A 12,976-nucleotide genomic window follows, 5' to 3' on the forward strand; every position below is an offset into this window, starting at 1 on the left:
CGGACCATGGCTCTCGCACTCGTCAATCCCTTCGCCCCCGATATCAGGCTCGATGCTGCCGGCAAGACCGTGCCGCCTGTCATCGACGCGCGCAATGTCGCCGTCAAATTCAAGGTCGAGGATGGCATCGTCGACGCCGTCAAGGACATCTCCTTCCAGCTTTATCGCGGCGAAACCATCGCGATCGTCGGCGAATCCGGTTCGGGAAAATCGGTGACAGCCCGCACCGTCATGGGCCTGCTCACCAAACGCGCCGTCGTGTCGGAGAAATCCACCGTCAGCTACGACGGCAAGAATGTGCTGAAATTTTCCGAGCGCGCTCGCCGGCAACTGCGCGGCGATCGCATATCGATGATCTTCCAGGAGCCGATGAGCTCGCTGAACCCGATCTATACGATCGGCAGCCAGATCGTCGAAGCGATCCGCGTCCATCGCAAGACCGGCCGTCGCGAGGCCGAGAGGAGGGCGCTGGCTCTGCTGCAGCAAGTGCAGATCCCCGATCCCGAAGCGCGGCTCAAGCAATATCCGCATCAGCTTTCCGGCGGTCAGCGCCAGCGCGTGATGATCGCCATGGCGCTCGCCAACGACCCGGACGTGCTGATCGCCGACGAGCCGACGACTGCGCTCGACGTTACCGTGCAGGCACAGATCCTGAATTTGATCCGCAACCTGCAAAAGCAACTCGGCATGGCGGTGATCCTGATCACCCATGATCTAACCGTGGTCAAGCAATTCTCCGACTACGTCTACGTCATGCAGCACGGCGAGATGCGCGAGCACAATACGACGGAAGAGCTCTTCGCCCGTCCGCAACATCCCTATACGCAGCATCTGCTTGCCTCCGAGCCGCGAGGGCAGGCGAAGCCGCTACCGCCCGACTGCGACACCATCCTCGAGGGTAGATCAGTCAAGGTCGCCTTCATGCTGCGCCACGGCACTTTCCTCAAACCGGACCTGCGCGAACTGGTCGCAGTCGATGGCCTCAGCCTGGAGCTTCGCCGGCACGAGACGTTGGGGCTCGTCGGCGAATCCGGCTCCGGCAAGACCACTTTCGGCCAGGCGCTGCTGCGGCTGATCGATGCCGATAGCGGCGAGATCTATTTCGACCGGCAGGCGATCCACGGCCGTTCGCGGGTCGGGATGCGGCCGCTACGCTCGCGCATGCAGGTCGTTTTCCAGGATCCGTTCTCCTCACTCAACCCACGCATGCCCATCGGTCAGATCATCGCCGAGGGGCTGGTGGTCAACAATATCGGCGCCAACAAGGCCGAGCGGTTGGAGCGGGTGAAGGAGGCGCTGGTCAGCGCCGGCATGCCCTCGAACATCCTGTCGCGCTTCCCGCATGAATTCTCCGGCGGTCAGCGTCAGCGTATCGCCATTGCGCGGGCCATCGCGCTCGAACCGGAATTCATTTTGCTCGATGAGCCGACCTCGGCGCTCGACCTCTCCGTCCAGGCTCAGATTATAGATCTCTTGCGCAAGTTGCAGGACGAACGGGGCTTGAGCTATCTTTTCATCTCCCACGACCTCAAGGTCGTCCGCGCCCTTTGCCATCGCGTCATTGTCATGCAGCACGGCAAGATCATGGAAGAGGGGCCGGTCGACGACGTTCTTTCCCATCCCAAGACAGCTTACACCGAGCGCCTCGTCAGAGCGGCGTTCGAGGTGGCATCCTAGCATTCAGGAGATTTTACAATGACAGGCAATCCCAAGATCACATTCATCGGCGCCGGCTCGACCGTTTTCATGAAGAACATCATCGGTGACGTCTTGCAACGGCCGGCGCTGACAGGCGCCAGGATCGCGTTGATGGACATCAACCCGCAACGGCTGGAAGAAAGCGCCATCGTCGCCCGCAAGCTTGCCTCGACGCTCGGCGCTTCCGCTACGGTAGAGACATTCACCGATCAGCGCCAAGCGCTCGACGGCGCCCATTTCGTCGTCGTCGCCTTCCAGATCGGTGGTTACGAACCCTGCACGGTGACTGATTTCGAAGTGCCGAAGAAATACGGTCTTCGCCAGACGATCGCCGATACGCTCGGCGTCGGCGGCATCATGCGTGGGCTCAGAACCGTGCCGCATCTCTGGAAGATCTGCGAGGACATGCTGGCCGTCTGCCCCGAGGCCGTCATGCTGCAGTATGTCAACCCAATGGCGATCAACACCTGGGCGATCTCCGAGAAATATCCGACGATCAAGCAGGTCGGCCTTTGCCATTCCGTGCAGGGTACGGCGATGGAATTGGCCAAGGATCTCGACATTCCCTACGAGGAAATCCGCTATCGCTCGGCCGGCATCAACCATATGGCCTTCTACCTGAAATTCGAGCATCGCCAGGCGGACGGTTCTTACCGCGATCTCTATCCTGATCTCGTGCGTGCCTATCGTGAGGGACGGGCGCCAAAGCCCGGCTGGAACCCGCGCTGCCCGAACAAGGTACGCTACGAGATGCTGACCCGGCTCGGCTACTTCGTCACCGAAAGCTCGGAGCATTTCGCCGAATATACGCCCTATTTCATCAAGGAAGGCCGCGAGGACCTGATCGAAAAATTCGGTGTTCCGCTCGACGAATATCCGAAGCGTTGCATCGAGCAGATCGCGCGCTGGAAAAACCAGGCCGACCAATATCGCAGCGCCGATAAAATCGAAGTGGCTCAATCGAAGGAATACGCCTCTTCGATCATCAATTCGGTCTGGACCGGTGAACCCTCGGTCATCTACGGCAACGTCCGCAACAATGGCTGCATCACCTCGCTGCCCTCCAATTGCGCCGCCGAGGTTCCCTGCCTGGTCGATGCCTCTGGCATCCAGCCGACCTTCATCGGCGATCTGCCGCCGCAACTGACCGCGCTGATCCGCACCAACATAAACGTGCAGGAACTGACGGTACAGGCCTTGATGACTGAGAACCGCGAGCACATTTACCATGCGGCGATGATGGACCCGCATACGGCTGCCGAGCTTGATCTCGACCAGATCTGGTCGCTGGTCGACGAGCTCTTGGCCACCCACGGCACTTGGCTGCCGGAATGGGCCCGCAGCGACCGCAAGGTTCAGGCCGCTTAAACCATTCTCTCCCGGTTTTACGGCCGAAAGGGCCTCGCAGCATTGCTGCGGGGCCTTACCTCTTCTCCATCGTGGAGAAGGTGAAAATCCAAAATCCGCTATTCTTCAAGCTGATCCGAGGTGGCAAAGCCTAGCCGCCTGCGCTAAAAACGACGCGAACCTTGGGAGAGATCAAACACATGGCGAGTTCAGACATCTTCAGCACCGGAACCTTTGTCGGCCGCATCTGGCGTCCTGATGTGAAGGGGCCAGCGCTTGTCGTCGTCCGCGACGGCGCGCTTCACGACATCACCTCGAAGGAAGCGCCGACCATGCGCGACCTTCTGGAAAAAGACGATCCGGTCGGTTTTGTCCGCGCGCAGAAGGGCGAAGCCATCGCCAAGCTCGATGACCTGCTTGCCACCAAGGCCGATACATCAGCCATCCATCTTCTCGCTCCCATCGACCTGCAGGCAATCAAGGCCTGCGGCGTCACCTTCGCCCGCTCGATGGTTGAACGTGTCATCGAGGAACGCGCCGCCGGTAACCCCGATCTCGCCGAAGCAATCCGCGGTAAGGTCATGGGCCTTATCGGCGACAGCCTGCGCAACCTAAAGGCCGGTTCGCCGGAAGCTGCCAAAGTGAAGGCGGCGCTCATCGAAGAAGGCGTCTGGTCGCAATATCTCGAAGTCGGCATCGGCCCGGATGCCGAGGTCTTCTCGAAATCGCAAGTCATGTCCTCGATGGGGCCGGGCGCCGATGTCGGCCTGCACCCTATCTCGAAGTGGAACAATCCCGAGCCGGAAATCGTGCTTGCCGTCGACAGTCAGGGCCGTGTCAGGGGCGCGACGCTCGGCAATGACGTTAACCTGCGCGATGTCGAGGGACGTTCGGCGCTGCTGCTCGGCAAGGCGAAGGACAACAACGCCTCCTGCTCGATCGGTCCCTTCATCCGGCTGTTTGACGAGACCTACACGCTCGATGACGTGCGCAATGCCGATCTCGACCTGAAGGTCGAAGGCGAGGAGGGCTATGTGCTGCACGGACGCTCGTCGATGAAGGAAATCAGCCGCGATCCTCTCGATCTCGTCTCTCAAACCATCGGCCGCCATCACCAGTACCCCGACGGCTTCGTCCTTTTCATGGGCACTCTGTTCGCCCCCGTCGAAGATCGCGACACGCCCGGCCAGGGTTTCACCCACAAGGTCGGCGATATCGTCACCATCTCCAACGACAAGCTTGGCGCATTGAAGAATCGCGTATTGCTGTCGACGGAGTGCGCGCCCTGGACATTCGGAACATCGCATCTGATGCGCAATTTGGCTGGGCGAGGGCTGATCTAAGGCAATGCGTCTTCCCCTCAGGGGAGAAGGTCTCCGACTGAGGCGGCGCGCGCCTGTTGCCCAGGCGCGTGACTGTTCTTGAGGCCATACCCGCCAATGGCTGCACAATAGTTGAACCTAGATGCTGAACCTGATCAGGAAAAATCTGGATTTCTCTGTCTTCATGTTCACGCAGGCCACGTCGAATCTCGGCGACTCGCTGAGAATTGTCGTGATGCCATTGCTGGTGCTTCATCTGACGGGCTCTGCCCTCTATGTCTCAGCGATAGCGCTGCTGGAAACGGCTGCGTATTTTATTTTTCACCTACCCTTCGGTGCGGTTCTCGATCGCGCCGACCGCCGCCGGGCGATGCTTCTCGCCGATGTCGGGCGCGGTATCTTGATGCTCGCAATACCGCTGTTATGGTTCAGCGATGTGCCGGTTCTGGCTTCTTTGTTTCTGATCACCCTGCTGATGAGCATTCTCTCTTCGCTCTTTGGAGCAGGCAGCAGCGCCTTGATACCGAGACTGGTTCAGAATGACGATCTGACCAATGCCTATGCTCTGTTCGAAGCGGCGGAGTCGGTCGCATGGATCGCGGGACCGCTCGTTGCCGGCGCACTGGCGACTTGGTTTGGTTTGGCCAGCGCCCTGGTGGTTGATGCCGTATCGTTTTTCGTATCGGCGTCGGGGTTGATCTTTATCAACATACCACCGCCGGAAGCGCATGATGGGACGGAATCCATTTGGGCGCGGATCGCGGACGGGCTTGTTATCCTCACAAAGGTCGCGCCACTCCGCCGGATTCAGCTTTACTGGACACTTTATGGCATCATCGGCTACGGCGCGATAACGGGCTTCGTCTATGTAGGCTCGCAAGGTGGTGCTTCGGGGCCGGCCCTTGCGTCTTTCGCCGTCTCAGCCTATGCGCTGGGTTCGGTTTTCGGAACGCTGCTTGCAGGCCGACCGCATCTTGCAAAGATCACCCACGCTATTCCAATCAGCCTCTTGATCTTTGCCGGCGGTGCATTGCTCGTCGCAAGTTCATGGCGAATCGGGATGCTGGCCGGCGCTCTCTTCATCGGCGCGAGCGAGGGCTTCTTCCTGGTCCTTTACCTCGCACGTCGAGCAGAAGCGACCCCCGACCGGTATATGGCGCGGATCGGGTCGATCGCGGCCATGCTTGCGCGACTTGCAAGCGGCATATCGGTTACATGGATGGGAGTGATGCTCGACCGATGGCAGGGTACGGGAGCCTTCGGCACGATGGCCGCCCTCGCATTCATCCTGGCTGGGGTGGTGCTGCTCGGTGGCCGGAAAGCACGCCCCTCACCAGAACTGGCTTAAATGATTGCGGCCCGCAAAACGTCCGCTGGCGGCATCCGAAAGCGACTTGAAACAATTCTTACGAGACGGCAATCCGCGAATTTCTCCCGCTAAGGTGCAGGAGAAACGTCGTCAATGCGTCGACATTGACTGCGGCTGGTTCTGGCGGCTGCGGGCGACGGTGAGTTCGGAAGTGGTGTGATTGAGACGGTCGGCGAGGACACGCATGATTTCGACAGCCATTTCGGGAAAGTCGCTGAGCAGCTTCAGGAAATGCTCCTTGCTGATCTTCAGCGCCTCCAGCGGCGATGTCGCCTTGACGGTGGCGGTGCGGGAGACGTCGCAGAGAATGGCGATTTCGCCGACGATGGAGTTGATATCGACCTCAGCGACTTTGATCTCTCCAGCCGGGCTATCGACAAGAATATCAGCAGTTCCGGAAAGAACAACGTAAGCGGCATCGCCCTGGTCGCCCTGATGAAATAGCGCCTGACCGGCATTGTAGCTGACGCGATCCGACGTGAATGCCAAAAGCTTCAATTTCGCGGGTGCGATGCGCGAAAAAATCGGCACCCGTTTTAGCATTTCGACTTCATCTTTCAGAAGCATGAGCTTCAAACCCCCAGTGTCAGGCCCCAAATACCACCGATGCAATAGGATATTACGATAACAGTTCTTTGAACATACCGTTTTTCTCTAAAAGATCGGTGGTTGTGCCGCTCTCAACCAGGCTTCCGCGGTCAAAAACGAGAACTCGATCAAACAATTCCGCGAAACCTGGATTGGATAGGACCCAAACCACCGCAGGCACATGCTCACCGCTGTCGAGCCCGCTCAGAATCGCGCGGGCGATCTGGTCCTGGACGCGGTGGTCGAGCGCCGGAAGCGGACGATTGCAGATGATGTAATCGGCCCGCTTCAGCAAAGCGCGGCCGAGATTGAGCTTCTGCCGCTGTACGTTGGTCAGCCGCTTGCCGCCGGAACCGACGTCAAAATCGAGGCCGATCGACAGCACGCTGTCCTGCATACCCAGCCGTTCGAAGACGTCATACATGATGGTGTGAATACGCTCAGGCGCGTCGGCTTGCTGGTGTGCGATCCGGCCAAACAGCACGTTGTCCATCAATGTCGCCGACGCGGTGAAGCGCTCGGGATCGTAGCGCTCGATCACACGGGCCAGATCGGCTGGAATATGTTCATGGAACTTGGCGCGCGCCTTGACGATCTTCTCCATCAGCGTCTGCGTCAAAAGACCGAAGCGGTGACGGGGTTCGATATAGGAGAAGCTGAGGCGGATGATGGCCACCCGCTCGTCCGGCGTTGCGGCACTGAAGCCCTTGCCGTTCAGCTTCTGCAACAACGCTTCATAAGTCGGGATATCCTCCGCCGTCATGAAGGTGAGCTGCTGGAAGAAAGGATGATCCGGCGGCAGATCGGTGAAGAGTTCGACGGCGTTCTCAGCAATTTCCAGGCCCATGTCGTAGAGATCGGTGTCGAGGCCGGTCTCCGTGAACAGCTTTTGGAAATAGGGATGGGCGGCGAGCTTACGGTTGGTCATCAATGGCCGCTTCAGCGTGCCGAACAACAGGTTTTCGCCGACCGTCGCCTGCGGATTGTAGGCGTCGATTTCGAAAGGCACGACAAGGCCGTCGAGATTCTCCTCCTGCAATCTGAGGCGCAGCGCCTGGCGCAACTCGACGATACGCGAGGTGAGATCGTCATGCGCTGCCGTGTCGACATTCGAGCGCAGTGCCATGTCGAGAATATCCTGTGACATGGCCACGGCATCGAGAACAGGGCGGATGGCTGCGTAGATATCATGCGGGCCGGTGGCGCCGGCGGCGGCGTAGTCGACCCAATCGCTGTTAAGATCGAGTTCCGGATTGCCGGCCCGACGCGCTTCTATCATCTGCCATTTGAGCTTGTTGGCTGCCAGGTCATCATAATCGGCAGGGGTGAGCGGCGCGTGTTTCAGGCCATAGAGAAGATTGCTGCGCAACGTGCCGTGGAAGAAGAACGTATCCGACGAGGCATAGGCAATGCGCCGACCCGTCAGCGATTCCGGAAGTTCCAGCAGGTCGCGGCCATCGATCGCGATGCGGCCGGTATCCGGCCAGACAAGCCGGCCGAACGCCTCCGCGAGGTATTCGCCACCAGCGCCACTGTCGCCGACAATAGCCACCTTCTCGCCAGGCTGGATCTCGACCGAGACGTGATCCAGCACGCGAGCGCCGCTGTCGTCGAGCACAGTCAGATTGGTCGCGACCAGCGAGTGGGTGATCCGGCCGGCGGGCGCAGGCGAGACAACCTGGATCTTCGCATCGATCAGCCCGTCGACGCTGAACTGTTCGACCACCTGATTGTATTTGACCTGCACATCCTGGCGCGACTGGTCCCAGTCGATGAGTTCCTTCAGCGGCCCCGGCAGGTCCTTGTAAGCGTTGATGACAGCCACAAGCTGGCCGATATCCAGGCGGCCCTGCAGCGCAAGGAAACCGCCGATCGAATAGAACAGGAAAGGTGTGACCTGGGCGAGGAAGTTGTTGATGAATTTCACCAGGAACTTCCACTGATAGAGATCGTAGCGGATCGAGAAGATCAACCCGAGACGGGTAGCGATATCGGCACGCTCGAAATTGGTCGTATCGTTGGTATGGATCGTACCGATGCCTTCCACGATTTCGCCGACACGCCCGGAAAGCTCGCGCGCCGTGAGCTGCCGCTGGCGGCCGAGCTCCAGCAATCGCTTGCGCATGCGCGGGATAACGATCGCCTGAACTGCAACGATGCCGGCAGCAATCATGCCCAGCCAGAAATTCTGCATGATGATGAAGACGAGCGCCGTGATCGCCTGGCCGCCGAGCAGCGCCGGCGTTACATAGGCATCGCCGGTAAAGCCGCCCATGGGCTCCACCTCGTCCTTGATCATCGTGGCGATCTCGGCCGGCTTCACTCGCTTGAAATGCGCCGGCGGGAAACGCAGCACGCGGTCGATCAACTCGAATCGGATGCGGCGCAACATGCGCTCGCCGAGCCGGCCCTTATAGGTGTTGATGTACAGCTTGAAGAGGCCGTTGAGGATGACAAGCGCCAGGAACACCAGGCTCAGTGCAATCAGCATCCAAAACCGGGTGAGTTGCAGGCCCTGAAATATTTCGAAGTGCCCAAGCACGGGCAGGTCGAAAGAGATATGCATGAAGGTCTGGGTTTGGCCTGGACGCTCGAAACCTTTGCCTTGGATTGGTCCGTTGACGATCTGCTTCGGCAAGTCGAAGGACAGAAAGTATGGGATCATCGAAGCCGCGACGATCGTCAGGATCCAAATTTGCTCCAGCCGAGTATTCGACCAGATGTAACGCGCTAGGCTTTTTTCCATCGCTTATTGCATGCTTCCAAATTCAGCAGTCTTCGCCGTCGGTGCAGGCGCCGATGTCGGAGGTGCGGGAGAGTTCATCGTGGATGCGCGGCCCCATATTGAAAACGGAACGCCGCCCGGTCTTTCGTCCAGGTACCTCCCGATTCATTGATTTGTCGATTTATATCACAAGATTGCGGAAAGCGAGGAGGGCAAAACGAAGAGGCATTGCAACAGATATATTGCTGCAACCGTCACCAGGCGTGGCGAATGATTGCCGAGGTTCGCTTGGCACCACCAAGGTCGATATTGGGGTTCGACGGCTTCGGCCGCGATAGGACAATTTCCACCGCGTTCGCGAGCTGATCCGTCGTCAGACCCGCTTCAGGTAGCGCGAGCGCCAGCCCGAGTTTCTCCAGCCGTTCGGCACGCACCGACTGCTCCGTCTCACCGCCAGCCGTGAACGGAACCAGGATAGAGCGGCAGCCGGTGACGAGGAGATCACCGACCGTGTTATAGCCTGCCTGCGAGATCGACAGTTCGGCACCCCTCAGCAAAGACGGGAAATCCTTGCGGAAACGGACAAGGTCTACATTGCCGGTTGCATCCTTTGTCAATGCGGCAAAATCCTGCTCCGGCAGGTTCGGTCCGGTGATTAGCAGCCAGCAGCGATCGACTGCCACGCGGCTTGCAGCCTCCAGCGAAGCGCGGATCAGGTCGCGCCCCACCGCACCGCCGCCGGCGGAAACGACGATGTCGAAGGTCTCGATCGGTTCCGGCGGCAGGGGCGGCGCGACAAGGCCGGTATAGGTTATCTTGTCGGATATGGCCGAAGTCAGTGGAAACGTCTCCTCCAGCCGAACGAAGTCGGGATCGCCATGGACGAGAACGCCGTCGAAATGATCCCGCAACAATGCCACTGTCTCTTCATCACGCCCTGGCTTCTTCTGCTGCTGCAAGATATCACGCACCGAGGTGTAGAGTTTCGGCTTGGGATTGGTTTCGGCAATGGCATCGAGCAGAGGCAGCAACTCGAAGCGCATCTGACGGCGGCCGAACGGAAAGGCCTCGATGATCACGACATCGGGCTCGGCCCTCCGGAAAGCCTCCAGCAATAGGTTGCGGCGCGTCGACAGGAATTCCTCGCCAGCGGCATTTCCCATTTGATCGGCGAGTCCCGAAAAACCGGCGCTGCTGGCCACAACCGGCGGCAGGATAACGGAGGTAACATCCGAGCCTGGAAAGCCGTTGACCGGTATACCGCCGGTGACGACCGTCACCTGGCAGCCGTCCTTCGCCAGGGCGCTGGCAATGCGGCTGGCGCGGGCGAGATGACCAATGCCGAGCAAGTGTTGAACATAGAAAAAAACACGTGGGGATGAATTTCGAAGGGGCGTCATGCGGATTTCCGCCACTGCTCTTCTTTTTGCCACTGCTCCTCGAACAGCCGCGTCAATTGCCGAATGCTGGAATGATGGTCGAAATGTTCGCGCACTCGCTTCTCGGCAGCGTCGCCAAGCCGATGGCGCAGTGCCGGATCGCGGATCGCCCTTTCCATTGCCGCCGCCAGCGCCGTTGGGTCCTCCGGCGGCACGATAAAACCGTTTTCGCCGTCCGTAAGCAGTTCCGGTACGCCGGAAATGTTGGTGGAGACGCAGGCAAGGCGTTGGCTCGACGCCTCGACTAGCACATTCGGCAGGCCGTCACGGTCGCCATCCGCCGCCACACGACAGGCGAGCGCAAAAAGATCCGCCTGGCGATAATGTGCCAGCACATCCTCCTGTGCCATCGCGCCCTTCCAGGTGATGCGGTCGGTAATGCCGAGCGTCTCGGCAAGCGCCCTTAGCTTCGCCAGCCCATCGCCGCCGCCGATATGGGTGAAGCGCCAATGGAGGTCGGCCGGCAGCAGCGCCAACGCCCGCAGCAGCATATCGTAACCCTTTTTCTCCACGGCGCGACCAACACTGAGCAGGAAAGCGGGCTCGGATGCTTGCGAGCCGTCACGGTGGGAATGGTGACCCGTAAAAGCGCCGAAGCGAGCGAGGTCGAGGCCGTGATAGCTCAGATGTACAGCCTCCGGCATCGGTGTCAGATCGCGCATGTGTTCAAAGCCGCTGCGGGTGCAAGTCACTGTCCAGCGGGCACGTCCGAGCTTTTCCGACAGCTCCCAGTCCGGCGAGGTCCAGATATCCTTGGCATGCGCCGAGCAGGTCCATGGAATGCCGGTCATAATGCTGGCATAGCTCGTGACCGAGGCCGGCGTATGGATGAAATGTGCGTGCAACCATTCGCCGTTGTCGGGCCACTCATGGACCAGCACCAGTGCCTGACCGAAACGGCGAATGCGGTTCGGCGTGATATCGCGCTTGAGATCGGCCCAGAATTGCTTCAGCAGCGGCTTGAAACCGGGCTTCTTGATCCCGGCCAAGAAGGCGCGCAGCACGCGCAGGGGCTCATTGTGCAGATACTCCGGCAGGTAGACGACCCGCGCTTTGATCTCGTCATGGACGGGATGACGCTTCTTATCCGTCGGCTTGCGCATCGAGATCAGCGTCAGGTCGAAGCCGGCCCTCTCCAGCCCAAGCAATTCCTGTGCGATAAACGTCTCGGACAGGCGGGGATAGCCCTTGAGGACCACCAGGATTTTTTTTCGCATCGATCGGTTCCGATGCTCTATTCGGCGACGATCGACAGCGGCGGATAGTGGTCGCGGTCGTCAAACCATTCGCCGACGATGCGGGAAATATGCACCAGCCCTTCCAGCCGCATGTTCTCCCCGCTCGCCGACGGTGGCGCACGGGTCGGCAGACGCTTCAGCGCGGCCGCGAGTTGTTTCGGATCGGCAGATTCCTCCGGCAGCAGCATGTCGACGAGACCGAGCTCGCTTGCCCGTTGAGCGCGGATCAGTTGTTCCTCCCGTGGCCGCGTGCGTGGAATGATCAGCGCGGGCTTGTCGAAGGACAGGATTTCGCAATAGGTATTATAGCCACCCATGGCGACTACGCCCCTAGCGCCGGCGATCAGCTCTTCCATCTTGTTGTCGAACTCGATCACCTGCAAGCAGGCAATCTTGCTCGCGCGCTCCAGCAACTGGTTGCGCTCCTTGGCCGGCATATAAGGGCCGAGCACGATCAGCGTCTTGTGTTGAAGCGTGTTGTCCTGCTCGTAGGCACTGACGACATCGTTGACGAGATCAGCGCCGTCGCCGCCGCCGCCGGTCGTGACGAGAAGATAGTCTTCATCCGGCACATGCTCGGATTTCGCGCCATGCGAGACGCTCCGCTGCAGGAAGCCGACGAATTCCATCTTCCGACGCACGCCCGGTGGCACGTCGAGACCGATCAGCGGGTCGTAGAAATCCGGTGGACCATAGACCCAGACGCGATCATAGAACTGGTCGATCTTCTGGAACGCGTTGTTCTTCTTCCATTCGGCTTCGAGCAGATAGGGCGCATCCATGACGTCGCGCATGCCGAGGACGAGCGTCGTGCCGCGCGCCTTCAGATACTGCAGGGTCTCCTCGACCTCACCTTTCAGACCCATCGGCTCTTTGTCGACGATGAAAATGTCTGGCTGGAAGGTCTCCGCCGTGTGACGGATGATCGACTGGCGCATCTTCAGCGTTTCATGAAGATCGACATGGCTTGCCATCGACGTATATTCGCCGTCGCGCAGCTTGATGACGCTCGGCACTTTCACAAAATCGACTCGTGCTCGATAATCGAAAGCACCGGCAATCGTCGCACCGGAAATGATGAGGACATTCAGCCCACGATAGTCTTCGACAAGCGCGTGCGCGATGGTTCGGCACCGCCTGAGGTGACCGAGACCGAACGTGTCGTGACTATACATGAGGATTCGAGCATCTTCTAAGCGCCGCTTCATGGGCAAAACCTCAGGAATGAAAGTCATTTTCGCGGGTTGTCA

The 12,976-nt window shown here is 59.6% G+C and carries 9 protein-coding genes; 4 read left to right on the top strand and 5 right to left on the bottom strand.

Annotation, left to right across the window (positions count from 1 at the left end):
* The first annotated feature begins 6 nt into the window (after positions 1–6).
* From FHT86_RS21610 to FHT86_RS21625, 4 genes are all read left to right on the top strand, one after another.
* Positions 7–1,677: an ABC transporter ATP-binding protein gene (locus tag FHT86_RS21610; protein WP_133709527.1), complete on the top strand. Its 1,671-nt coding sequence runs from the start codon at positions 7–9 to the stop codon at positions 1,675–1,677.
* A gap of 18 nt (positions 1,678–1,695) precedes the next feature.
* Positions 1,696–3,066, top strand: coding sequence for an alpha-glucosidase/alpha-galactosidase (locus FHT86_RS21615; RefSeq protein WP_133709528.1), 1,371 nt, complete (start codon positions 1,696–1,698; stop codon positions 3,064–3,066).
* A gap of 179 nt (positions 3,067–3,245) precedes the next feature.
* Positions 3,246–4,388 (top strand): fumarylacetoacetate hydrolase family protein, encoded by a 1,143-nt coding sequence (locus tag FHT86_RS21620; protein ID WP_133709529.1) that lies wholly within the window; start codon positions 3,246–3,248, stop codon positions 4,386–4,388.
* Between the two features lie 121 nt (positions 4,389–4,509).
* Positions 4,510–5,715: an MFS transporter gene (locus tag FHT86_RS21625; RefSeq protein ID WP_133709530.1), complete on the top strand. Its 1,206-nt coding sequence runs from the start codon at positions 4,510–4,512 to the stop codon at positions 5,713–5,715.
* A 111-nt stretch (positions 5,716–5,826) separates the two neighbouring features.
* Here FHT86_RS21625 and FHT86_RS21630 read toward each other — a convergent pair whose 3' ends face one another.
* The 5 genes from FHT86_RS21630 to FHT86_RS21650 all read right to left on the bottom strand — a co-directional run bounded on the left by FHT86_RS21630 (position 5,827) and on the right by FHT86_RS21650 (position 12,934).
* Complete coding sequence (locus FHT86_RS21630; protein ID WP_133709531.1) at positions 5,827–6,303, bottom strand: cyclic nucleotide-binding domain-containing protein; 477 nt, start codon at positions 6,301–6,303, stop codon at positions 5,827–5,829.
* A gap of 52 nt (positions 6,304–6,355) precedes the next feature.
* Positions 6,356–9,070 (bottom strand): ABC transporter transmembrane domain-containing protein, encoded by a 2,715-nt coding sequence (locus FHT86_RS21635; protein ID WP_133709532.1) that lies wholly within the window; start codon positions 9,068–9,070, stop codon positions 6,356–6,358.
* 233 nt (positions 9,071–9,303) lie between these two features.
* Positions 9,304–10,449, bottom strand: coding sequence for a glycosyltransferase family protein (locus FHT86_RS21640; RefSeq protein ID WP_133709533.1), 1,146 nt, complete (start codon positions 10,447–10,449; stop codon positions 9,304–9,306).
* Complete coding sequence (locus tag FHT86_RS21645; RefSeq protein ID WP_183868869.1) at positions 10,446–11,705, bottom strand: glycosyltransferase; 1,260 nt, start codon at positions 11,703–11,705, stop codon at positions 10,446–10,448. Before FHT86_RS21645 ends, FHT86_RS21640 begins: the two co-directional genes overlap by 4 nt.
* Positions 11,706–11,722: 17 nt before the next feature.
* Positions 11,723–12,934, bottom strand: a complete 1,212-nt coding sequence (locus tag FHT86_RS21650) for a glycosyltransferase family protein (protein WP_133709535.1) — start codon at positions 12,932–12,934, stop codon at positions 11,723–11,725.
* Between the last annotated feature and the right edge of the window lie 42 nt (positions 12,935–12,976).

The sequence above is a fragment of the Rhizobium sp. BK313 genome, assembly GCF_014193655.1.
GTDB lineage: Bacteria > Pseudomonadota > Alphaproteobacteria > Rhizobiales > Rhizobiaceae > Rhizobium.